Genomic DNA, 21,507 nt, shown 5'->3' with positions numbered 1-21,507 from the left:
AGTCCGTGCTCAGGCCTTGAGGAATTCCGCACGTCCGCCCAGCCAGCGCTGCAGGTGCCGCTCGGCCAGACGGGGGTGCTGGCGCAGCATCTGCGGCGCCCAGTGGCGCGCCCAGTCCAGCAGCAAGGCGTCCTGCTCCAGATCGGCAAAGCGCAACAGGGGCGCCCCGCTCTGGCGTGCGCCCAGCAGTTCGCCGGGGCCGCGGATTTCCAGATCGCGCCGCGCAATCTCGAAGCCGTCATTGGTTTCCGCCATGGCACGCAGGCGTTCGCGCGCCGTTTCGCTGACCCGGCCCGATTCGTTGGTGGCATAGAGCAGCACACACACGCTGGCCGCCGCCCCGCGCCCCACGCGCCCGCGCAACTGGTGCAGCTGGCTCAGCCCGAAACGCTCGGCATGTTCGATCACCATCAGGCTGGCGTTGGGCACATCCACCCCCACCTCGATCACGGTGGTGCTGACCAGCACACCGGTTTCGCCGCGCGAAAACGCCTCCATGATGGCCTTCTTCTCCGCCGTGGGCAGGCGCGAATGCAGCAGCCCCACCTGCACATCCGGCAACGCCGCCTGCAGGTCCTCCCAGGTGTGGGTGGCGTTCTGCAGGTCCAGCGCCTCGCTCTCCTCGATCAGCGGGCAGACCCAGTACACCTGACGCCCCTCCGCCAGCTGCTGGCCGATGCGGGCAATCACCTCGTCGCGCCGCTGCTGGCTGATCAGCTTGGTCAGCACCGGCGTGCGGCCCGGCGGCAGCTCGTCGATGGTGCTGACATGCAGATCGGCGTAATAGCTCATTGCCAGCGTGCGCGGGATGGGCGTGGCGCTCATCATCAGCAGGTGCGGTTCGCTGACCTGTCCCGCTTCCACCGCACCCGATGTGCCGGTTTCCGCAACACCCGACAGGTTCTGCCTGCAGATCGTAGCCGTTTCTGCCGCTTCCGGCAGGTCTTGCGCACCGGCATTCCCCTGCATCTTCTGCCGCAAGGCCAGCCGCTGCTGCACGCCAAAGCGGTGCTGCTCGTCGATGATGGCCAGCGCCAGCTTGTGGAACTGCACCTTGTCCTGGATCACCGCGTGCGTGCCCACCACCAGTTGCGCTTCGCCGCTGGCAATGCGCGCCAGCATTTCGCGCCGCTCCTTGGTCTTCTGGCTGCCGGTCAGCCAGGCCACGCCCACATCCAGCGGAGTCAGCCAGTCCAGCAGCTTGCGGAAGTGCTGCTCGGCCAGGATCTCCGTCGGCGCCATCAGCACGCACTGCCAGCCGGCATCGATGCAGATGGCCGCTGCCAGCGCCGCCACCACCGTCTTGCCCGACCCCACATCGCCCTGCAGCAGCCGGTGCATGGGCAGGCCGCGCTGCAGGTCTCGCGCAATTTCCTCGCCCACGCGGCGCTGCGCTTCGGTCAGGCTGAACGGCAAGGCCGCCAGCAGGCGCTCGTGCAAGCCGCCCCGGCGCAGCGGCAAGGCCGGTGCCTGCAAACGTTCCCGCTCCAGATGCGCTTGCGCCTGCGACAGCTGCTGCGCCAGCAGCTCCTCCGCCTTGAGCCGCAACCAGGCGGGATGGCTGCGGTCCTCCAGCGCTGCCACCGACACATCCGGCGTCGGATGATGCAGGTAGCGCAGCGCCTGCGCCAGAGGCCATGGCGGCTGATGCAACTGCCGCTGCAGGTCCTGCAAGGCATCAGCCGGCAGCGTCTCGGCCAGCAGTCCTGCCGCCTGCGCCCGCTCCAGCCCGCCCTGCACGGCGCGGCGCAGATAGGCCTGCGGCAGATTGCCCGAGGACGGATACACCGGCGTCAGCACATCCGGCAACTCGCCTCCCGCAGCCCGGAACGAGGGATGCAGCATGGTGCAGCCCATGAAACCCGGCTTGACCTCGCCACGCAGCAGCACGCGCTGCCCTTCCGACAGGGCCTTCTGCTGGTTCGGATAGAAGTTGAAGAAGCGCGCCGTGCACACATCGGTGCCGTCATCCACCGTGACGATCAACTGCCGCCGCGGCCGGAACGTCACTTCGCACGAAGTCACCACGCCCTCGATCTGCACTACCTCGCCCGGCCGCGCATCGCGCAGCAGCGTGATGCGCGTCTCATCCTCGTAGCGCAGCGGCACATGCAGGGCAAAGTCCATCGGCCCCACCAGGCCCAGCTTGCGCAGGGCTTTTTGCATGGGTGACAGTGGCTTGGCGGCTGATGCAGGCGCGGAGGACTCGGGCATGGGACAATTCTGCCTGTTTTTCCTTGCGTGCCCGCCATGTCCAGCGCCTCCTCCAGCTTCACCCTCAGCGATTTCGATTTCCACCTGCCACCCGAGCTGATCGCCCAGCATCCCGCTGCCGAGCGCACCGGCTCGCGCCTGCTGGACGGCACCGGCAACACCCCGCAAGACCGCCAGTTCCGCGATCTCCCCTCGCTGCTGCGCGCGGGCGACCTGATGGTGTTCAACGACACGCAGGTGGTGAAAGCCCGCCTGTTCGGCCACAAGCCCAGCGGCGGCCGGCTGGAACTGCTGGTGGAACGCGTGCTGCATGAACCCGGCCTGCCGAACACCGTGGCCGCGCACATGAAGGTGAGCAAGAAGCCCCAGCCCGGCACCGTGCTGCAGATGGACGGCGGCTTTACCGCCACCCTGCTCGGCCGCTGGCCCCATGAGGACGGCCCGATCTACCGCCTGCAGTTCAGCGAAGACCCCTACACCCTGATGGCACAGCACGGCCACGTGCCGCTGCCGCCCTACATCACCCACGTCGACAGCGCCGAGGACGAGCGCCGCTACCAGACCGTATTCGCCCGCAGCCCCGGCGCCGTGGCCGCTCCCACCGCCGCCCTGCATTTCGACGAAGCCATGCTGGCCACGCTCGACGCCGCCGGCGTGCAACACGCCAACGTCACCCTGCACGTGGGCGCCGGCACCTTCCAGCCGGTCAAGACCGAGAACATCGCCGAGCACGTGATGCATTTCGAGCGCTACGAGGTACCGCAGGCCACCGCCGACGCCATCGCCGCCTGCCGCGCGCGCGGTGGCCGCGTGCTGGCCGTGGGCACCACCAGCGTGCGCGCACTGGAAAGCTGGGCCACCCGTGGCGAAGCCCGGGGCGACACCGACATCTTCATCACCCCCGGCTACCAGTTCCGCACCGTGGACATGCTGCTCACCAACTTCCACCTGCCCAAGAGCACGCTGATGATGCTGGTCAGCGCCTTTGCCGGCTACGGGCACGTGATGGCGCTCTACCAGCATGCGATTGCCCGGCACTACCGCTTCTTCAGCTACGGCGATGCGATGCTGCTGCAGCGCCAGACCGTGTCGTCCTGAGCGCCTGCGAGCGTCAATCTGACGTAATCCTGACTGATTTACCCAGACAATTGTTGCTCTGCAGCAACTCGGATTCGGGTCATGAAATACGCGCAAGTTGCGGTAATTCATCACAGTTTTACACACTCGCGCGTACATTTCCTACACGGGTGGCAACGCCTTGATGCACAATGGGTGCATTCACAAGAAGGATTCTGCAATGCTCTCTCTGCTTGGCCGCCTCGCCGTGTCGCTGGTATTTCTGATGGGTTTCAGCGTGTTCGCCGCGTGGGCCTGGGACCGTTCCGACAAGGCACAGACCGGCGCTGACGTGCGCACCACGCAGCAGGCCGTCCAGTCGATCGCCAGCGACTCCACGCACCAACAGTAATCCTGCAAGGCTGGCTGTCGCCAGCTCCTTTCTGCCGCCACCCACCCCGGGTGGCGTTGTCGTTTCTGGGCAGCTTCGGGCGCCTGCACCTACAATTCCACGCATGCTGCAATTCGATCTCCTCTCCACCCACGGCCCCGAAGGCAAGGCCCGCCGCGGCCGCATGACACTCAACCACGGCGTGGTCGAGACCCCCATCTTCATGCCCGTCGGCACCTACGGCACGGTCAAGGGCGTCATGCCGCGCAGCCTGCATGACATGGGGGCGCAGATCATCCTGGGCAACACCTTCCACCTGTGGATGCGTCCGGGTCTGGACATCATGGAGAGCTTCGGCGGCCTGCACCAGTTCGAGAACTGGCACAAGCCCATCCTGACCGACAGCGGCGGCTTCCAGGTGTGGAGCCTGGGCGAGATGCGCAAGATCACCGAGGAAGGCGTGAAATTCGCCAGCCCGGTCAACGGCGACAAGCTGTTCCTCACGCCCGAAATCAGCATGCAGATCCAGACCGTGCTCAACTCGGACATCGTGATGCAGCTCGACGAGTGCACGCCCTACGAGACCAAGGGGCACATCACCACCGAGCGTGAAGCCCGCGCCTCCATGGAAATGAGCCTGCGCTGGGCGCAGCGCTGCCGTACCGAATTCCAGCGTCTGGAGAACCCCAACGCCCTGTTCGGCATCGTGCAGGGCGGCATGTACGAGAACCTGCGTCAGGAATCGCTGGAGCAGCTGGTCGAGATGGACTTCCCCGGCTATGCCGTGGGCGGCGTCAGCGTGGGCGAGCCCAAGGAAGACATGCTACGCCTCACGGCCCATACGCCGCACCGCCTGCCCGCGCACAAGCCGCGCTACCTGATGGGCGTGGGCACGCCCGAAGACCTGGTGTACGGCGTGCAGCACGGCGTGGACATGTTCGACTGCGTGATGCCCACGCGCAACGCGCGCAACAGCCACGTTTTCACGCGCTTCGGCGACCTGAAGATCCGCAACGCCCGCCACAAGACCGACCAGCGCCCGCTGGACGAAACCTGCACCTGCTACGCCTGTGCCGGCGCCAGCGGCATTCCCTACGCGGAAGGCGGCCGCGATGGTTTCTCGCGTGCCTACCTGCATCATCTGGACCGCTGCGGCGAGATGCTGGGCCCCATGCTCACCACCATTCACAACCTGCACTACTACCTGAACCTGATGCAGGAAATGCGCGACGCCATGGACGCCAACCGCTTCGATGCGTTTGTGGCGCAGTTCCATGCGGACCGGGCGCGCGGGATTTGACGGACTTGCCCTGGCGCCCGCCGGCTTGCCGGGGATCCGTTGCACTCCCAAGCCAGCACCCGGGAGCCGAACCCTCTGACTGTTGCCATTAGCCTCCTGTTGCAGTTGCGTCGCCACCAGCCGCTTGATTGCTGGACGAATCGCTCTATTTATTTATAAACTATCAGGTTCGCGCGGGCAGCCCGCTTGCGCCTGCCCGACCTTGCAATGAATGGAGTGCCATGAACTGGCTGGAACAACTGCGCGCCGACATGGCGCGCAACAAGATGGCCGATGTGCCCGCTGACAGCGTGATCGTCGATGTGCGCAGCCCCGGTGAATTCCAGATGGGCCATGTGCAGGGCGCCCTGCTGCTGCCGCTGAGCGACCTGATGGGCGGCGCTGCGCTGCCGGTCGAGGACAAGGACACGCCCATCGTCGTCTATTGCGCCAGTGGCGGCCGCTCCAGCATGGCGCAGGCCCTGCTCGCGCAGATGGGCTACAGCCGCGTGACCAATGGCGGCAGTCCGCAGGAAGTGGCGGCGGTGTTCAACAAGCCGCTGGTGGCAGGCTGACGCTGCGCGGCTGCGCGGCTGCGCGGCTGCGCGGCTGCGCGGCTGCGCCTGCAATGGTGATTCGCAGGCTTTGGTGCAGGGACGACACCCTCAGGCCGGTTGCAGGCCTTTTTCCGCCTTGGGGCGCACCCGCACCATGACTTCGACGCCACACACCTCGACATCGTTCAGGGCATCCAGCCCCAGAACCGACAGGCTCATGGAATGCGGCAGGTCGCTGACCTTGCCGCTGTCCTCGTGGAACAGATGATGGTGGGGTTCCGTGTTCGAGTCATACACGGTGGCGGACCCTTCGACCTGCAGCTCCTTGAGCAGGCCATGACGCACGAACAGCTCCAGGGTGTTGTACACGGTGGCACGCGAGATCGGATCGTGTGACTGCCGCATGCGCTCCAGCACGTCCTCGGCCGTCATGTGCACCGGGCGCTCCAGCAGCAGCTGCGCCATCAGGCAACGCTGGCGCGTCGGCTGTATGCCAGCCGACTCAAGCATGTCGCGCCCTGCAGGGCCCATGACGATCCGGTCACTCATCGTGTACTGAACTCCAACAAGATACAGAGGCTGACCTGCCCCGGCGTGCACATCAGCCTCTTCCCGCGATGCTTACTTGGCAAACGGGTCAGGACGCGGCGTGCTGTCGCTCGACACCGGCAGCTGCGGCAGCTCGAACTTCGGCTGGTCGCCAGTCAGGGTCTTCAGGAAGGCGACGATCTGGCCGTTTTCTTCCGGAGTGAACGTCCGTCCCAGCTGCAATTTACCCATTGTATCGACGGCATCGGTCAGCGTCATGGCCGCACCATCGTGGAAGTAGGGATATGTCAGTTCCACGTTGCGCAGCGTAGGCACCTTGAACAGGAAGCGGTCCTGATCGGACTTGGTCACGTCCATGCGGCCCTGTGCCGTGTGTGCGGTCTTGTAGGGTTCGACCACGCCCATCTTCTGGAACGAGGCACCACCCACGTTGGGGCCGTTGTGGCAGGCCACGCAACCGGCGGACTTGAACAGCTCGTAGCCTTTCAGCTCGTCCGTGGTGAGGGCTGCGTCTTCACCCAGCAGCCACTTGTCGAAACGGGAGTTGGGAGTCACCAGCGTTTCCTCGAAGGCCGCCAGGGCGGTCGTCACCTGATCGATATCGATCTTGTCCTTCTTGAAGACCTTGCTGAACTCTGCCTTGTAGCCCGGAATGGTCTCCAGCATGGCCACGGCCAGATCGTGGGTGAACGCCATCTCTGCCGGGTTGGCAATCGGGCCACCTGCCTGCTCCTTCAGGTCCTTGGCACGACCGTCCCAGAACTGGGCGATGTTCAGGCTAGAGTTCAGCACGGTGGGCGAGTTGATGCCGCCCTTCTGCCAGCGGTCGCCTATCGAGGCCGCCAGGTTGTCGCTGCCGCCCATGCTCAGGTTATGGCAGGAGTTGCAGGACATGCCGCCGGAACGGGACAGGCGGGGATCGAAGAACAGTTGCTTGCCCAGCTCCACCATGGCGGGGTCCTTCACCTCGGCCACCGGGATCGGCTTGATCATTTCGTTGCGAACGGCTGCAGCCTGGCTCGCAGGGGCTGCCGGTGCGGCTGCCGAGGCCACGGCGCTGGCCGGCTGCTCGGCGCTCGCAGCAGCGCTGGCAGCCGGCTTCGCGTCATTGCCGCAGCCGGCAAGTCCGAAGACCAGCGATGTCAGTACAACGGCGGAGAGTGCATGTAACTTGTGCCTCATGAAATTCAACTCCTTTTCTGGTGAGAACGCCCGGCCACAGCGGCAGCCGGATGATTCAAATTTAGACTTGGTCTAAATCCAGGGTCATCCTACGTGACAAGGAGGATTGCGGCTTGATCTATGTCAGAAGCAGGCGGATTAGCGATACTGTGCCAGATAGCGCCGCTCGAAGCCGCGCTTGGCCATGTGCATCCAGCGTGACGGTGGCAGCAGCAGGTTGCGGCGCTCGGTGCGGTACACCAGCGTGCCCTTGTCCAGCGCATCGATGATGCACACCAGCTCGACCTTGAAGCCGCGCGTGGCCGGCTTGCCCGCCATTTCGGCCAGCAGGTTGCTGGCGGCGGCTTCAGCCTGCAGGTCGGCCATGTGCGCCTGCTTGGGCATCCAGTCCGGGCCGGGGAAGCTGCCGCTGTCACCCACCACGTAGACCTTGTCGAAGCCGGCCACCTTGCAGTGGGCATCGGCCGCCACCATACCGCCGGGCGAACGCGGCAGCGGGCTCTGGTCCAGCCAGGCCGGACCGGTCAGGCCGGGCATGAACAGAATCATGTCGGCGGCAAACTCGCCGCCCTCGGTCACCACCTTGTCGGCCTCGAAGCGCACCATCTTGTGGCCCAGATGCGTGCCGATGCCGCGGCGGCGCATCTCGTTCAGCAGATGGTCCACCGCCTTGTCGCCCAGCCGGTTGCCCGGGCGCGGCGAGGGGTTGAAGAACACCAGCTGGATGCGGTCGCGCCGGCCTTCACGGCGCAGCTGCTCGTCGATGCCGAACAGGAACTCGAACATCGGGCCACCGCGTACGGCGCTCTGCTCGTTCGGGTTGGCGCCAAAGCCGACCGCAATCGTGCCCTGCTGCATGGTGCGCAGGCGGTCACGGATCTGCTCGGCAGCGGCAATGCCTTCGCACGGCGTGATGGCATGCTCGATACCCGGCAGCTTGCGGATGAAACGCCCGCCCGAGGCCACGATCAGGCCATCGGTCTGCACCATGCCGCTGCTGGTGTGCACGGTACGCGCATCGTCCGACAGGCCCGTTACCTGCGCGGCCACATGCTCCACCTGCATGCGGCGGAAGAAGTTCTCCAGCGGCACGATCAGCTGCTCGCGCGTGCGCAGACCGGCCGGAATCCAGATGGTACCAGGCAGGTAATGCAGTTCGGCACGCGGCGCCACCACGGTGATGCGGCCCTTGAAGCCCCGCTTGCGCAGCACGCGCACGCTGGACAGGGCGCCAAAGCCGGCGCCGAGTACCGTGATATGGGAGTTGGGCATGGGAAAGTGCTCCTGATCGTCAGAAGGTGATCGGCGGGCCCAGCATCAGGCGGTCGACCACCCGGCGCAGGCTGACGTAGAGGGTCTTGCAGGCCTTGTGCACCTCGCGGTTGCGCGTCTGCGCGGCGAGCAGCATGGGATCCTGCAGGGCCACATGGGTGTGATTGGGCGCCACGGCCACCACGTAGGCCCCCAGCGGCAGCAAGGCGCCCAGTTGCGGCTCGGCCTGCATCGCGTCCGCCAGAGGCGGTGCCCACAGCGCCAGCAACTGCTGGGCCGGCGCCTGCGGCATCAGCCCCTCCTGCAGCTCCACCACGTGCAGGATCTGCAGGCCTTCGGCCTCCAGCGCCTGGCGCACATCGGCCAGTGCCGCTGAGAGCGGACGCTGCAGTTCGACAGTCAGGGCATAGCTGGGAAGCGGCATGGAATCGGTCCTGTTCGAACGGCATTCAGCGATGCCGCAGATTCAACAGTTTACACAAATTGAAATTATCAAGACAGACAATACGCGGGTTTGCCTGACGATACGCCCATTGTGCGGCAATCCGCCCGGGCGTGGGCTCACGCATGTGTCTGGCTGTGCCTGACCAGCATCGCATTGCTCCACATCAGGTCAACTTCAGCACCACCGCCCCCACCAGCGCCAGCAGGCAGGCCCAGCCGGACAGCAGCCAGCGCCACAGCCAGAAACGCGGCACATAGCCCACGCCATGCACAATCCCTGCCGCCATGGCCCAGCACAGCAGCGTCGCCATGCCGTGGTCGGCGCTGCCATCGGCATGCGTGATGCCGAGCGGGTAGATCGTGATGCCCAGCATGATGCCGATGCCGGCCAGCAGGCTGGGCCAGCGCAGGCCGGGCCCTTGGCTTGTCTCGCTCATGCGTCGCCCTGGCGCCGCGCCGCTTCGGCGCGGGCCTCCTCGTTCTCGCCCCACAGCGCGTTCATGATGGCCAGCAGCACCGCAAAGCCGACGCCCAGTACCCAGGCAAAATACCACATGCGTTTCTCCTTGTTCCTTGGCGACGGCCTCAGTAGGCCGAATGGTCGTTGGCGCGGATCTGCTCCACGGTGATCTTGCCGCGCATCACGCGATAAGCCCAGCCGGTATAGAAGATGATCAGCGGCATGAAAATCAGCGTGGCCCAGAACATCACGCCCAGCGTCAGGTGGCTGGAGACGCTGTCCCACACGGTCAGGCTCGCATCCGGATGCGAGGACGAAGGCATCAGGAAGGGGAACATGGCCGCGCCCGCCGTGCCGATCACGCCCACGATGGCCAGCGAGGACAGCACGAAGGCGGTCAGCGTGCGCCCTGCCCGGGTCAGCACTGCCGCCAGCAGAGCCCCGGCAATGCCCAGCAGCGGCAGCAGCCACAGCAGCGGCTGCTTCGCGTAGTTGATCCACCAGCCGTCGGCATTGCGCTCCACCGTCTTGCCCAGCGGATTGGGCAGGGCAGCCGGATCCACCACCGAGGTGATGGCGTAACCCAGGATGTTGCCGTAGCGCAGCCACAGGCCGGCACCGACAAAGCCCAGCACCATCAGCACCGCCGACCACAGCGCGGCCGTGCCGGCGCGGCGCTGGATCGCGCCTTCGGTGCGGTGCGCCAGATAGACCGCGCCCTGCAGCGTGATCATGGCGCTGGAGACAATGCCGGCCAGCAGCGCAAACGGGTTGAGCAGTTCCCAGAAGCTGCCGGTATAGCTCACCATCAGCAGTTCATTGAAATGGAAGGGCACGCCCTGCAGCAGGTTGCCGAAGGCCACGCCGAAGATCACCGGAGGCACGAAACCACCGACGAACAGTCCCCAGTCCCAGCTGCGGCGCCATTGCGCATCCTTGAGCAGACTGCGGTACTTGAAGCCGACCGGCCGGAAGAACAGCGCCCACAGCGCGGCCATCATGGCCCAGTAGAAGCCGCTGAAGGCGGTGGCGTAGATCAGCGGCCAGGCCGCAAAGATGGCGCCACCGCCAGTGATGAACCAGACCTGGTTGCCCTCCCAGTGCATGCCCACCGAGTTGATCACGACCCTACGCTCGTCATCGGTCTTGCCGACGAAGGGCAGCAGCGTGCCCACGCCCATGTCATGCCCGTCCATGATGGCAAAGCCGATCAGCAGCACGCCCACCAGCAGCCACCAGATGATTTTCAGGGTTGGATAGTCCAGCATGGTGTGTCCTCCTCAGGCCTGCGTGCGCGGCTGGTGTGCCACTTCGTTGTCATAGCGGCCGGTACCTAGGCTGCCCGGCCCCTGGCGCGTGAACTTGACCATGAGGTACATCTCGATGATCAGCAGCAGCGTGTAGAAACCCACGAAACCTGCCAGCGAGCCATACAGGGTGTTGACGCTGAGGGTGGACACCGACAGATGCGTCGGCAGCACGCCGTAGATGGTCCAGGGCTGGCGGCCATACTCGGCCACGAACCAGCCCAGCTCGGCCGCGATCCAGGGCGCAGGCAGCATCCACAGCGCCCAGTGCAGCAGCCAGCGCTTCTCGCCGAAGCGCCCCTTGAGCGTCTCCCAGAACGCCAGCGTGAACAGCGCCAGCATCAGGAAGCCCAGCCCCACCATGATGCGGAAGCTCCAGAACATGGGCGTCACACGCGGCACCGTGCTATCCACCGCCTTCTGGATCATTTCCGGTGTGGCCTGGCGCACGTCGGTGGTGTATTTCTTCAGCAGCAGGCCGAAACCCAGGTCGTGCTGGTGTTCCTTGAACACGCGCAGCGCTTCGGCGTCATCGCGGTTCTTGCGCAGCGCCTCCAGCGCCACCACGGCAGGAATGCCGCGTTCGATGCGTTCGCGGTTCTTTTCCTTGATCTCGTGGATGCCGGGAATCTGCTTGTCGAGTGAACGCGTGCCGATGATGCCCATCACCCAGGGCACTTCGATCTCCCAGTCATTCTTCTGCTCGGCCTCGTTGATGCCTGCCACCAGTTTGAGCCCGGCTGGCGCCGGTTCGGTTTCCCACATGGCTTCCAGCGCCGCCATCTTGGTCTGCTGCGCCTCGCCCACGGTGTAGCCGGACTCATCGCCCAGCACGATCACCGACAGGATGGAGGCCAGGCCGAAAGCCGCCGCAACGCGGAAGCTGCGCTTGGCAAATTCGATGTTGCGCCCCTTGAGCAGGTACCAGGCCGAGATCGACAGCACGAACATGGAACCCGTCACATAGCCGGCCGACACCGTGTGCACGAACTTGGCTTGCGCATCCGGGTTGAACACGATGGCCATGAAGTCGGTCATCTCCATGCGCATGGTCTCGAAGTTGAACTCCGCCCCCACCGGTGCCTGCATCCAGCCGTTGGCGATCAGGATCCACAACGCCGACAGGTTGGTGCCGATGGCCATCAGCGTGGTCACCAGCAGGTGCTGCGGCTTGCTCAGACGATCCCAGCCGAAGAAGAACAGGCCGATCATGGTCGATTCGAGGAAGAAGGCCATCAGCCCCTCGATCGCCAGTGGCGCACCAAAGATATCGCCCACATAGTGCGAGTAGTAGGCCCAGTTGGTACCGAACTGGAATTCCAGCGTGATGCCGGTGGTCACGCCCAGGGCGAAGTTGATGCCGAACAGCTTGCCCCAGAAGCGCGTCATGTCCTTCCAGATGACCTTGCCGGTCATCACGTAAACGCTTTCCATGATCACCAGCAGCCAGACCATGCCGAGCGTGAGCGGCACGAAAAGGAAGTGGTACATGGCCGTGGCGGCAAACTGCAGCCGCGACAAATCAACCAGTTGTTCGGATATCACTGCGAAGCTCCTGACGAAGAGGGGGAGACGAGAACATGCGCTGCCGTGCTGCCGGCATCGGCCTGCACCCGCTCGCTGCGGAAGAACGACCACCAGATGGCCGTGAGCAGGGCCAGCTTGATCAGCACCACCCAGATCAGGTGGCGCACCAGTGAGGAATCAGACATGGACATGCGCATACCTCCATCCATACAAGAATCGTGCCAGTTTGCAAAAGCTGTATGAAACAAGGGCTTGCAAACCGCCGCAGATGTCGAAACCCTTGATTGACGTCAAAGTGACTGTCATTCTGGCAGCAATCCTGTCAAAATGACAGTCATGTCCTGCGAGCCTGACGCCCCTCTGCCGTACGAGATGCTGTCCTATCTGGACAGCCTGCCCGAGCCGCACATCGTCTGCGACAGCGGCTACCGCATCCGTGCGGCCAATGCTGCCTACCAGCGCATCTACGGCCACAGCGCCGGCATCATCGGCCAGCGCTGCCACCAGGCCTCGCACCGCTCGGACATCCCCTGCGACCAGGCCGGCGAGACCTGCCCGCTGGCCCAGGCGCTGCAATCCGGCCAGCGCGAACGCGTACTGCACCTGCACCATACCCCACAGGGCGAGGAGTACGTGCAGATCGAGCTGGCGCCGATCCACGATGCGCAGGGCGAGCTGCGCTACTTCATCGAGAAGATGGAGCCGCTGCGCATGCACGCACATGACGGCGGCCCGCGCCTGACCGGCACTTCCCCCGCCTTCCGGCGCATGCTGGAGATGGTGTCACGCGTGGCGCCGTCCGATGCGGCCGTGCTGCTGCACGGGGAATCCGGCACCGGCAAGGAACTGGTGGCCCATGCGCTGCACGAAAGCAGCCACCGCCGCAGCCATGCCTTCGTGGTGGTCGAATGCGCGAGCCTGGCCGAAACCCTGTTCGAGTCGGAACTGTTCGGCCACGAGAAAGGCGCCTTCACCGGCGCCACCCACAGCAAGCCCGGGCTGGTCGAAGCGGCCAGCGGCGGCACGCTGTTCCTGGACGAAGTCGGCGACATTCCGCTGGGCATGCAGGTCAAGCTGCTGCGCCTGCTGGAGACCGGCACCTACCGCCGTGTCGGCAGCACCGAATTGCGCCACGTGGATGTGCGCCTGATTTCTGCTTCGCACCGCAGCCTGCCGGACATGGTGGCCGCGGGCAAGTTCCGGCAGGACCTGTACTACCGCCTGTCCACCTTCCCGATCCGGCTGCCGCCGCTGCGCGAACGGCGGGAAGACATTCCGCTGCTGGCAGCCCACCTGCTGCAGCGCGTGGCGCCCGGTCGCGACATGCAACTGACACCCGATGCCCTGCAGCGCCTGCAAGGCTGGCCCTTCCCGGGCAATGTGCGCGAGCTGCGCAACGTGCTGGAGCGCGCCTGCCTGCTGGCGGATGGCGACACCGTGGAGGATGGCGTGCTGGCGCAGGCGCTGCAGCCCGAGGCGGCACCATGGAACCAGCCTGCGCCTGCCTCCTCCATCGCCCTGCCGGGAGCCGTCCCGTCAGCGCCTGGCGCCACCCTGCAGCAACTGGAACGTCAGGCGCTGCTGCAAGCCCTGCAACGCCACGCCGGCAACCGCGCGCAACTGGCGCGCGAACTGGGCATCAGCGAGCGCACCCTGTATCGCCGCTTGCGGCAATTGCAGCAGGATGGCGCTCTGGCGCCAGGGTGCTGATATCCCGACTGGACTGGACTGGACTGGACTGGGCTGGACTGGGCTTGGCTTGGCTTGGCTTGGCTTGGCTTGGCTTGGCTTGGCTTGGCTTGGCTTGGCTTGGCTTGGCTTGGCAGATTCTGTGGATGCTCAGGCGCAAGGGATGAAACGCCGCCCCTCGCAGTTCAGCGCACCTCAGGAGGCAGCAATTCCCAGGCTGCGCAGCAAGGCCGCCTCGGTGGACAGATACCCGATCGCCTGCACCCTCCCCTGCTCCAGCGTGATCAGTGTCACTTCTCCGGGCTTGCGCGGCAGATGCGCCGTGATCTCCGGCTTCTGCACCAGTCCGACGGCAAAGGGCAGCTTGCGCAGCTTGGGCAGTGCAAACATGCGCGTCACCATGGCCGGCATGGCGCTGATGTCCGCCACATAGACAATCCGCCGCTCGCCAAACGCACCCGGATGCGGCGTCATGGCCTTGTTCACGATATCGCTGCCCGCCTTGTCGGCTGCAAAGACGAGAAAGCGCGTATGCGCCTCGACCCGCAGCGGGCGCTCATGCTGATCGACAACGCCCAGTGCCGGCAACTGGCTCCCCACCGTGACGGTTTCGGCCAGCGCCGGAAAGCTGGCACCGCCCAGGGCCGCCGCCACCAGCATCAGGGAAAACTGCCGACGCGCGATCGCGCTCGCAGACATGACATGGAGGGATTCGGCATCGGCGAACGGGATCTTCATGGGAACTGCCCTGGAAAGTTGCACTTCCCGTCAGTTTATTCAGAAATAGACTATGCCGTCGCAGCCGGTGAAATTCCCGCCTGCCGCGACGATGCCCATGGCTTCATGCAGACGAAGAAAAGCCGGAGAGGCTGTTCACCGCTCCGGCTGTCCGGCAGGGCCTCTCGCGCCGCCCCGCCCGTTCATGCGTGATGTTCAAGCCTTGCGCTCACCCGCGCCAGGCATTTCTTCCCAGCCGGTGATCATGGCCTTGAGCTGGGAACCCACGGTATGGCCGGTGGTGATCAGGTACAGGTGCATGATCAGGAAGATCAGGATCATGAAGGCACCGGCGGTGTGGGCCACGGCCACCCAGTACAGGCTGAGCATGTTTTCAAGGCCCAGGGCCGGCCAGTAGGCGCGGAACATGTACAGCAGGCCGCTGATCCACACCAGGGGCAGCACCACCACCAGCAGACCAAGGTAGGTCATGCGCTGCAGCGGATTGTGCTTCTTGGCCGCGGTGATCTCGTAGGGATGCTCTTCACCCCGGAAGATGCCCGAGGCGTAGAACTTCATCATCGCGCCGATCTTGCTCGTGGTGGGCGAATACTGGCGCCATTCGCCGGTCGTCACGTGCCAGAACAGCGTGAACAGCCACAGCACGATCAGGGCCCAGGCCGCCATGGTGTGCAGGCGCACGGCCGGCTCGAAGCCCAGCAGCTTGTAGGTGCCGTGGATCTCGAAGCCGGTGACCAGCATCAGGCTGATCAGGATGGCCTGGATCCAGTGCCACAGGCGCTCATAGCCCTTGAAGATGTAGATGCGGGTCGGTTGCCCGGCCTCGGCCGGGGCCACGGTATGGAGTTTCGGTTCAGCCATGATCACACTCCCGAAGTTTTCTTGTTACGCGACAGCATGCGCAGCGTGGCGTGCAGCAGCACTCCCACAATGGCCAGGCCGGCGGCGATCCATCCGATGCGTTCCAGCCAGGGGAATTGGACCTGACCAGGCACGTACAGTCCGGGCACATCCTTCAGGCGACCGTTGGGGCTGTGGCATTCGATGCAGGCCACGGCTTTTTCCTTGGGCGCAACCATGTGCGTGATGGGCCAGATCATTTCGGTTTTCACGAAGTCGTACTTGCCACTGAAGTTGGTATCGGTGGCCTTGGCACCCACTTCCAGGGCCTTGTTCCAGTCGAAGGTGTTCCAGTAGGCGGCGTCAGCCGGGGCGCCGGTCACGTGGGGCACCAGCAGCACGTTGTTTTCGGTGTCATAGGGCTGGTTGCCGATGAAGCGCTTGACCGGCCAGATGCGTGCGTTCGGGTCGTCCGGGCTGCCCAGGAAGCTGTTGATCTTCACCAGTTCCTTCGGATTGATCTTCTCGCCCTGCAGGGTGTAGCTGACCTTGCCGTTGAACCAGATGTAGTCGGGCACCACGTTTTCGCCGAAGGTGAAGGAACCCTTCTTGCTGTCGTAGACCACGTTGCCTTTCTCGTCCTTCTTCATGAAGGGCTTGCCGTCCTTGAGCTGGCCGGCTTTCTGCCAGTCCCAGGTCATCTTGGTGGCCACACCGCCGCGTGCCATGGCAGGTACGTGACAGGTCTGGCAGGCCAGCGTGTTGCTGTGGTTGTTCAGGCGCTGTGCGTCGAGCAGGCTTTCCTTGTGCGGCTTGTTGCCGTGGCAGGACTGGCAGGTGGCAGCGTTGCGGCCGCTCATGCCGTCACCGCGCATGGCCGCGCCGTGCGGATCGGACGCCGTCATGTTGATGCGGCTGCCGGGGATGGAGTGCGAGTCGGCCTGGTGGCAGGTGGCGCACTGGAAGCCCTGACCGCCCTTGGCCTTGCTGGCCATGTGCACGTCGAGGTTCTTGTCGGCCTTGTTCAGGGAGGTGTCCAGGTCGCCGTGCTTGACGCCGTCACCGCCGCCGCCCAGGAAGTGGCAGCTGCCGCAGGTACGGTTGCTGGTCTTGCCCACATGCTGGGCCACCAGGGCCAGATCCACCGGCTCGATGAACTTGCCGGAGCCGGGCGGGTTTTCGGTGCGCACCACCGGCACTTCACCGCCGGTACCGGGCATCTTCTTGTAGCCGCCCAGGGTGTTGTGGCACACCAGACAGTCGACCTTGCTCTGGTCCTTGAAGTCGAAGTTCTTGTCTTTCCAGCCATAGCCGATGTGGCAGCCCTGGCAGAGCGGCTCGTTGGAGCGGTTGCCGATGCAGAAGCCGTTGAGCATGGTTTTCTTGCCCAGCACCTGACCGGTATCGGGGTTGGTGTAGTCCCAGGTCCAGTGGCGCGTGCCCATCACCTGCGTGGCGGCCTCGGTGTGGCAGCTCAGGCAGACCTTGGTCACTTCGGAGCCGCTGGCGAACGGGCCTTGCAGTTCCTTGAACTTGGTGTGGTCAGCCGTGCCCTTGGTGGGATTCTTGATGTTGGGAGCGGCTTTCCAGACAGCGGAGGCGGCAGAGGCAGGTGCCGCTGCAGCAGAGCCGGCCTGGCTGGCCGGGGCTGCCTTGGCGACCGGGCTGCTGGCTGCAGACGTGCTGGCGGGCTGCGCCTGCAGGGACGGCACCGCCACCAGGGCAAGCAGCAGGCCTAGAACACGCAGGCTGCGCTGCGGACGCTGGAAAAGGGAGACCGGCTGGCCGGACTGCTCCGAAAGGAGTGCCCGGCTGCTGCGCGCTGCCGAAGCGCGCCAGGCCGAGAGTGAGGCAGAAAGTCTGGATGGCATATGGCACCTGTTCCTTTGCTGAACATCGGAAACCGGAACGCCTGCCCATGTACTTTCAATCCGTGATCTGTCGCACACATTACTGCAGGTGTACCGCTTTCACAGGTTCCAGTATGCCAGTGCAACGCAACCTTTTGGGTGCCACAAACGCTCTACCCAAAAATATTTTCACACTTGATAAACCATTTGCTTACAAAGGATATTCCTGACGTTGTTTTCGTGCGCAATCGGGTACAAAATCCCCGATTCACGCCGTTTAACCCACTAAAACAATGCGAAAAGAAACGGCCCCATGGTTGCCGTGTGGCAAACAGGAGGCCGTCATGAGGCTTTCATCACCGCGTCACGGTGATGAAGCATTTTGACTTCAGGGTTTAATCTTCCGTTCCAGCGCGTCGAGGTACAGCGCAGCCACATTGCACTGCATCTGGTCGTTGATTTCCTGGAAGCAGGTCGGGCTGGTCACGTTAATCTCGGTGACCTTGGTGCCGATGATGTCCAGGCCGATCAGCAGCAGGCCGCGCGGAGCCAGCACCTTGCCGATGGCGCGTGCGGTTGCCATGTCGGCCTCGGTCACCGGCTGGGCCACGCCCTTGCCGCCTGCCGCCAGGTTGCCGCGCACTTCCCCGCCCTGCGGAATGCGCGCCAGGCAGAACGGCACCGGCTCGCCATCGATGATCAGCACGCGCTTGTCTCCCGCCGCAATCTCGGGCAGGAACTTCTGCACCATCAGCGTCTGCGTCCCGCCCTGGTTCAGGGTGTCGATGATGCTGCCCAGGTTCAGGCCATCGGCCCCCACGCGGAAGATGCCCATGCCGCCCATGCCATCGAGCGGCTTGAGGATGACGTCCTTGTGTTCGGCATGAAAGGCGCGCACATCGGCCTCGCGCCGAGTCACCAGTGTGGGCGCGATGAACTGCTCGAACTCGAGGATGGCCAGCTTTTCGGAGTGTTCGCGCAGCGCCTGCGGCTTGTTGAACACGCGCGCGCCTTCACGCTCGGCCTGGCTCAGCAGATGCGTGCAGTAGAAGAACTCGCTGTCGAAGGGCGGATCCTTGCGCATCAGCACGGCGTCGAAGTCGCGCAGCGCGGCCTGACGGCGCTCGCTGCCGGCCTGCTCGGCGCGGAACCACTGCGGCTTTTCGCCGGTGAGGGTGATGTCACGCACGGCACCGGTCACCAGACCGGCCGACCTGGCCGAATGGGCGCTCCAGTGCAGGTCCTTCGGCTCGCACACGCTGATGCGGTGTCCGCGTGCCTGCGCCTCGCGCATCATGGCAAAGGTGGTGTCCTTGTAGATGACGAAGGACTCGATGGGGTCAGCAACGAAGAGCAGGTTCATGCCGGAAGTTTACGCGCAGTCGGCCCCTACACGCGGCGGCGAGGCGCGTAATCCTGAATCAGCAGGGCCACCACCCCGGCAACCACACCCCAGAAGGCAGAACCGATGCCCAGCAGCTCCACACCGCTGAGGGTGACCAGAAAGGTGATCACCGCCACCTCGCGGTGCTGCTGCTGGTCCAGCGCCAGCATCAGGCTGGTGCCGATGGTGGACAGCAGCGCCAGCCCCGCAATCGCCTCGACCAGCTGCGGCGGAAAGGCCACCAGCATGCCGGTGACTGCCACGCCGAAGATGCCGATCAGCAGCATGAACAAACCCCAGACCACCGCCGCCATGTAGCGCTTGGACTTGTCGGGATGCGCTTCCGGCCCCATGGCGATGGCCGCCGTGATGGCGCTCAGGTTGAGCGCATAACCGCCCAGCGGAGCCAGAATCAGCGAGGCAAAGCCGGTCATGGTGATCAGCGGCGAGATCGGCATCTCGTAGCCGGCCGCACGGATCGCCGCCACGCCCGGCAGGTTCTGCGAGGCCATGGTGACGATGAACAGCGGTAGCGCCAGGCTGGTCACGGCCTGCAGGCTGAATTGCGGATAGGTGAACACCGGCTGCGCCAGCCCGATGCGCACGGCCGACCAGTCCAGCATGCCGCGCATGGCGGCGTAAATCACGCCGGCCAGCAGCGTCCACACCACGGCATAACGCGGGCTGAAGCGCTTGCCAGCCAGATACACCAGCAGCATGGTCACCACCAGCCCCGGCGCCGTGCCGGCCGCACTGAAGGCCTGCATGGAAAAGCGCGCCAGCACCCCGCCCAGCAGGGCTGCGGCCACCGCCAGCGGAATGCGGTGCATGATGCGTTCGAACCAGCCGCTCACACCTGCCAGCGTGATCAGCACCGAACTGACGATGAAGGCGCCGACCGCATCGGCAATATGGAACTGCCCGCCCGCCGCCGCCGTGGCCAGCACCACCGCGCCGGGGGTGGACCAGGCGATCATCACCGGCTTGCGCATCCACAGCGAAGGCAGCAGACTGGTCAGGCCGCAGCCGATGCACAGCGCCCAGATCCAGGACGATATCTCGCCCTGCGTGGCGCCAAAACCCTGGGCAGCCCTGAAAATAATCGCGATCGAGCTGGTAAAGCCCACCAGCGTCGCGACAAAACCCGCCGTGAAGGCGGTAACGGAAAGATCCCTCCACCACTGGCGTGGCGAGAGTTGATGGGCCCATTGCATAAGGAGTGACTCTGCGTGCCCAGGCGGCAACCTTCCGCCGGGTAAACGTGCATTGTGACAGAACGTAGCCTGCGCGCGAATCCGTCCTTGTGCTTATCCCAGCTTCTGCTTGAGCAGCCGGTTCACCTGGCCCGGATTGGCCTTGCCCTTGCTCGCCTTCATCACCTGGCCGACCAGGGCGTTGAAGGCCTTGTCCTTGCCGGCCTTGTACTGCTCGACGTTGCCGGGGTTGGCGGCGATCACCTCGTCGATGATCTTTTCCAGCGCGCCGGTGTCGTTCATCTGCTTGAGGCCCTTGGCTTCTATGGTGGCGTCCACGTCGGCGGATTCGCCGGTCCACAGTGCCTCGAACACCTGGCGGCCGGCCGCGTTGCTGATGGTGCCATCGGCAATGCGCTGGATCAGCTTCGCCAGCTGTTCGCTGCTGACCGGGCTTTGCGTCACGTCCTTCTCGTCGGCGTTCAGGCGGCGCGACAGCTCGCCCATGACCCAGTTGCTGCTCAGCTTGGGCTGGCCGCTGGCCTTGGCGGTGTCCTCGAAGTAGGCCGCCACCTCGCGGCTCAGCGTGAGCTGGCTGGCGTCGTACTCGGGCAGGCCGTAGTCGGTGACGAAGCGCGTCGCCATGGCGCGCGGCAGCTCGGGCATTTCGCCCTTCACCTGTTCCACCCAGTCGCGCGCGATCAGCAGCGGCGGCAGGTCGGGATCGGGGAAGTAGCGGTAGTCGGCCGCGTCTTCCTTGGTGCGCATGGCGCGCGTCTCGCCGGTGTCGGGATCGAACAGCACGGTGGCCTGCTGGATGGCATGGCCGTCCTCGATCTGCTCGATCTGCCAGCGGATCTCGTAATCGATCGCCTGCTGCATGAACTTGAAGCTGTTCAGGTTCTTGATCTCGCGGCGCGTGCCCAGCGGCTCGCCCGGCTTGCGCACGCTCACGTTGGCGTCGCAGCGGAACGAGCCTTCCTGCATGTTGCCGTCGCAGATGCCGATCCAGGTCACGATCTTGTGCAGTTCCTTGGCATAGGCCACGGCCTCTTCGGTGCTGCGCATGTCGGGCTCGGTCACGATCTCGAGCAGCGGCGTGCCGGCGCGGTTCAGGTCGATGCCGCTCTGGCCGTGGAAGTCCTCGTGCAGCGACTTGCCCGCGTCCTCTTCCAGGTGCGCGCGCACCAGGCGCACCGTACGCGGTTCGTCCCCAACGTAGAAGCTGACTTCGCCCCCCTGCACCACCGGAATCTCGAACTGGCTGATCTGGTAGCCCTTGGGCAGATCGGGGTAGAAGTAGTTCTTGCGCGCGAAGATGCTGCGCGGCGCGATGTGCGAACCCACGGCCAGGCCGAAGCGGATGGCGCGGTCGACGGCGGCGCGGTTCATCACCGGCAGCGTGCCGGGCAGCGCCATGTCCACGGCGCAGGCCTGGGTGTTGGGCTCGGCGCCGAAGGCGGTGCTGGCGCGGCTGAAGATCTTGCTCTGGGTGGACAGCTGGGCGTGTGTCTCGAAGCCGATCACGACTTCGTAGCCCTGCACCAGCAGCGATTTGGTTTGCGTCGTCATGGT

The 21,507-nt window shown here is 64.9% G+C and carries 21 protein-coding genes; 5 read left to right on the top strand and 16 right to left on the bottom strand.

Features of this window, described 5'->3' with window-relative positions; translation table 11 throughout:
- Positions 1 to 9: 9 nt before the first annotated feature.
- Positions 10 to 2,214, bottom strand: coding sequence for an ATP-dependent DNA helicase RecG (gene recG / locus BMW28_RS11585; protein WP_091818129.1), 2,205 nt, complete (start codon positions 2,212 to 2,214; stop codon positions 10 to 12).
- A 36-nt stretch (positions 2,215 to 2,250) separates the two neighbouring features.
- On the opposite strand from recG, the gene queA reads away from it, so the two are divergent.
- The 4 genes from queA (at position 2,251) to BMW28_RS11565 (ending at position 5,515) form a co-directional block, all read left to right on the top strand.
- Positions 2,251 to 3,312 carry a tRNA preQ1(34) S-adenosylmethionine ribosyltransferase-isomerase QueA gene (queA, locus tag BMW28_RS11580; protein ID WP_091818127.1) on the top strand — a complete coding sequence of 354 codons (1,062 nt, stop codon included), beginning with the start codon at positions 2,251 to 2,253 and terminating at the stop codon, positions 3,310 to 3,312.
- 199 nt (positions 3,313 to 3,511) lie between these two features.
- Positions 3,512 to 3,682: a hypothetical protein gene (locus BMW28_RS12940; RefSeq protein WP_159430756.1), complete on the top strand. Its 171-nt coding sequence runs from the start codon at positions 3,512 to 3,514 to the stop codon at positions 3,680 to 3,682.
- A gap of 103 nt (positions 3,683 to 3,785) precedes the next feature.
- Complete coding sequence (gene tgt, locus BMW28_RS11570; RefSeq protein ID WP_091818123.1) at positions 3,786 to 4,961, top strand: tRNA guanosine(34) transglycosylase Tgt; 1,176 nt, start codon at positions 3,786 to 3,788, stop codon at positions 4,959 to 4,961.
- Between the two features lie 221 nt (positions 4,962 to 5,182).
- Positions 5,183 to 5,515, top strand: coding sequence for a rhodanese-like domain-containing protein (locus BMW28_RS11565; RefSeq protein ID WP_234970133.1), 333 nt, complete (start codon positions 5,183 to 5,185; stop codon positions 5,513 to 5,515).
- A 90-nt stretch (positions 5,516 to 5,605) separates the two neighbouring features.
- Here the strand turns inward: BMW28_RS11565 and BMW28_RS11560 are convergent, their stop codons facing one another.
- The 9 genes from BMW28_RS11560 to cydP all read right to left on the bottom strand — a co-directional run bounded on the left by BMW28_RS11560 (position 5,606) and on the right by cydP (position 12,423).
- Positions 5,606 to 6,046, bottom strand: a complete 441-nt coding sequence (locus BMW28_RS11560) for a Fur family transcriptional regulator (protein ID WP_234970132.1) — start codon at positions 6,044 to 6,046, stop codon at positions 5,606 to 5,608.
- A 72-nt stretch (positions 6,047 to 6,118) separates the two neighbouring features.
- On the bottom strand, positions 6,119 to 7,039 hold the full coding sequence (locus BMW28_RS11555) for a cytochrome-c peroxidase (protein ID WP_091818149.1): 921 nt from the start codon (positions 7,037 to 7,039) through the stop codon (positions 6,119 to 6,121).
- Between the two features lie 327 nt (positions 7,040 to 7,366).
- Positions 7,367 to 8,500 carry an NAD(P)/FAD-dependent oxidoreductase gene (locus tag BMW28_RS11550; RefSeq protein ID WP_091818119.1) on the bottom strand — a complete coding sequence of 378 codons (1,134 nt, stop codon included), beginning with the start codon at positions 8,498 to 8,500 and terminating at the stop codon, positions 7,367 to 7,369.
- Positions 8,501 to 8,519: 19 nt separating this feature from the next.
- Positions 8,520 to 8,924, bottom strand: coding sequence for a DUF302 domain-containing protein (locus BMW28_RS11545; RefSeq protein WP_091818117.1), 405 nt, complete (start codon positions 8,922 to 8,924; stop codon positions 8,520 to 8,522).
- A gap of 184 nt (positions 8,925 to 9,108) precedes the next feature.
- Positions 9,109 to 9,381 (bottom strand): cyd operon YbgE family protein, encoded by a 273-nt coding sequence (locus BMW28_RS11540; protein ID WP_091818115.1) that lies wholly within the window; start codon positions 9,379 to 9,381, stop codon positions 9,109 to 9,111.
- Positions 9,378 to 9,500 (bottom strand): cytochrome bd-I oxidase subunit CydX, encoded by a 123-nt coding sequence (gene cydX / locus BMW28_RS11535; protein WP_091818113.1) that lies wholly within the window; start codon positions 9,498 to 9,500, stop codon positions 9,378 to 9,380. Before cydX ends, BMW28_RS11540 begins: the two co-directional genes overlap by 4 nt.
- Before the next feature lie 29 nt (positions 9,501 to 9,529).
- On the bottom strand, positions 9,530 to 10,672 hold the full coding sequence (gene cydB / locus BMW28_RS11530; RefSeq protein ID WP_091818111.1) for a cytochrome d ubiquinol oxidase subunit II: 1,143 nt from the start codon (positions 10,670 to 10,672) through the stop codon (positions 9,530 to 9,532).
- 12 nt (positions 10,673 to 10,684) lie between these two features.
- Positions 10,685 to 12,256, bottom strand: a complete 1,572-nt coding sequence (locus tag BMW28_RS11525) for a cytochrome ubiquinol oxidase subunit I (RefSeq protein ID WP_091818109.1) — start codon at positions 12,254 to 12,256, stop codon at positions 10,685 to 10,687.
- The gene (cydP, locus tag BMW28_RS13040) at positions 12,253 to 12,423 is read right to left on the bottom strand and encodes a cytochrome oxidase putative small subunit CydP (protein WP_200785793.1); all 171 of its coding nucleotides are present in this window, start codon (positions 12,421 to 12,423) and stop codon (positions 12,253 to 12,255) included. The genes BMW28_RS11525 and cydP overlap by 4 nt, the downstream gene beginning before the upstream one ends.
- Before the next feature lie 151 nt (positions 12,424 to 12,574).
- Here cydP and BMW28_RS11515 point away from each other — a divergent pair, with 151 nt between their 5' ends.
- Positions 12,575 to 13,948, top strand: a complete 1,374-nt coding sequence (locus BMW28_RS11515) for a sigma-54 interaction domain-containing protein (protein WP_091818105.1) — start codon at positions 12,575 to 12,577, stop codon at positions 13,946 to 13,948.
- A 174-nt stretch (positions 13,949 to 14,122) separates the two neighbouring features.
- On the opposite strand, the gene BMW28_RS11510 is transcribed toward BMW28_RS11515, so the two are convergent.
- The 6 genes from BMW28_RS11510 to gatB all read right to left on the bottom strand — a co-directional run bounded on the left by BMW28_RS11510 (position 14,123) and on the right by gatB (position 21,504).
- Positions 14,123 to 14,665: a hypothetical protein gene (locus tag BMW28_RS11510; protein WP_091818103.1), complete on the bottom strand. Its 543-nt coding sequence runs from the start codon at positions 14,663 to 14,665 to the stop codon at positions 14,123 to 14,125.
- A gap of 195 nt (positions 14,666 to 14,860) precedes the next feature.
- Positions 14,861 to 15,526: a cytochrome b/b6 domain-containing protein gene (locus BMW28_RS11505; RefSeq protein WP_091818091.1), complete on the bottom strand. Its 666-nt coding sequence runs from the start codon at positions 15,524 to 15,526 to the stop codon at positions 14,861 to 14,863.
- A 2-nt stretch (positions 15,527 to 15,528) separates the two neighbouring features.
- On the bottom strand, positions 15,529 to 17,376 hold the full coding sequence (locus BMW28_RS11500) for a tetrathionate reductase family octaheme c-type cytochrome (RefSeq protein ID WP_091818089.1): 1,848 nt from the start codon (positions 17,374 to 17,376) through the stop codon (positions 15,529 to 15,531).
- 367 nt (positions 17,377 to 17,743) lie between these two features.
- Positions 17,744 to 18,718 (bottom strand): glutathione synthase, encoded by a 975-nt coding sequence (gene gshB, locus BMW28_RS11495; protein ID WP_091818086.1) that lies wholly within the window; start codon positions 18,716 to 18,718, stop codon positions 17,744 to 17,746.
- Positions 18,719 to 18,744: 26 nt separating this feature from the next.
- Positions 18,745 to 19,953, bottom strand: a complete 1,209-nt coding sequence (locus tag BMW28_RS11490; protein ID WP_091818085.1) for a benzoate/H(+) symporter BenE family transporter — start codon at positions 19,951 to 19,953, stop codon at positions 18,745 to 18,747.
- A 93-nt stretch (positions 19,954 to 20,046) separates the two neighbouring features.
- The gene (gene gatB / locus BMW28_RS11485; RefSeq protein ID WP_091818084.1) at positions 20,047 to 21,504 is read right to left on the bottom strand and encodes an Asp-tRNA(Asn)/Glu-tRNA(Gln) amidotransferase subunit GatB; all 1,458 of its coding nucleotides are present in this window, start codon (positions 21,502 to 21,504) and stop codon (positions 20,047 to 20,049) included.
- Positions 21,505 to 21,507: the final 3 nt, after the last annotated feature.

This window comes from Allobrachymonas denitrificans DSM 15123, from assembly GCF_900110225.1.
GTDB lineage: Bacteria > Pseudomonadota > Gammaproteobacteria > Burkholderiales > Burkholderiaceae_C > Brachymonas > Brachymonas denitrificans.
This window is presented reverse-complemented; position numbering and strand designations above follow the sequence as displayed.

Coding starts and splice junctions, on each gene's coding strand:
- recG (WP_091818129.1), bottom strand. CDS start 2,214: ATGCCCGAGTCCTCCGCGCCTGCATCAGCCGCCAAGCCACTGTCACCC.
- queA (WP_091818127.1), top strand. CDS start 2,251: ATGTCCAGCGCCTCCTCCAGCTTCACCCTCAGCGATTTCGATTTCCAC.
- BMW28_RS12940 (WP_159430756.1), top strand. CDS start 3,512: ATGCTCTCTCTGCTTGGCCGCCTCGCCGTGTCGCTGGTATTTCTGATG.
- tgt (WP_091818123.1), top strand. CDS start 3,786: ATGCTGCAATTCGATCTCCTCTCCACCCACGGCCCCGAAGGCAAGGCC.
- BMW28_RS11565 (WP_234970133.1), top strand. CDS start 5,183: ATGAACTGGCTGGAACAACTGCGCGCCGACATGGCGCGCAACAAGATG.
- BMW28_RS11560 (WP_234970132.1), bottom strand. CDS start 6,046: ATGAGTGACCGGATCGTCATGGGCCCTGCAGGGCGCGACATGCTTGAG.
- BMW28_RS11555 (WP_091818149.1), bottom strand. CDS start 7,039: ATGATCAAGCCGATCCCGGTGGCCGAGGTGAAGGACCCCGCCATGGTG.
- BMW28_RS11550 (WP_091818119.1), bottom strand. CDS start 8,500: ATGCCCAACTCCCATATCACGGTACTCGGCGCCGGCTTTGGCGCCCTG.
- BMW28_RS11545 (WP_091818117.1), bottom strand. CDS start 8,924: ATGCCGCTTCCCAGCTATGCCCTGACTGTCGAACTGCAGCGTCCGCTC.
- BMW28_RS11540 (WP_091818115.1), bottom strand. CDS start 9,381: ATGAGCGAGACAAGCCAAGGGCCCGGCCTGCGCTGGCCCAGCCTGCTG.
- cydX (WP_091818113.1), bottom strand. CDS start 9,500: ATGTGGTATTTTGCCTGGGTACTGGGCGTCGGCTTTGCGGTGCTGCTG.
- cydB (WP_091818111.1), bottom strand. CDS start 10,672: ATGCTGGACTATCCAACCCTGAAAATCATCTGGTGGCTGCTGGTGGGC.
- cydP (WP_200785793.1), bottom strand. CDS start 12,423: ATGTCTGATTCCTCACTGGTGCGCCACCTGATCTGGGTGGTGCTGATC.
- BMW28_RS11515 (WP_091818105.1), top strand. CDS start 12,575: ATGTCCTGCGAGCCTGACGCCCCTCTGCCGTACGAGATGCTGTCCTAT.
- BMW28_RS11510 (WP_091818103.1), bottom strand. CDS start 14,665: ATGAAGATCCCGTTCGCCGATGCCGAATCCCTCCATGTCATGTCTGCG.
- BMW28_RS11505 (WP_091818091.1), bottom strand. CDS start 15,526: ATGGCTGAACCGAAACTCCATACCGTGGCCCCGGCCGAGGCCGGGCAA.
- BMW28_RS11500 (WP_091818089.1), bottom strand. CDS start 17,376: ATGCCATCCAGACTTTCTGCCTCACTCTCGGCCTGGCGCGCTTCGGCA.
- gshB (WP_091818086.1), bottom strand. CDS start 18,718: ATGAACCTGCTCTTCGTTGCTGACCCCATCGAGTCCTTCGTCATCTAC.
- BMW28_RS11490 (WP_091818085.1), bottom strand. CDS start 19,953: ATGCAATGGGCCCATCAACTCTCGCCACGCCAGTGGTGGAGGGATCTT.
- gatB (WP_091818084.1), bottom strand. CDS start 21,504: ATGACGACGCAAACCAAATCGCTGCTGGTGCAGGGCTACGAAGTCGTG.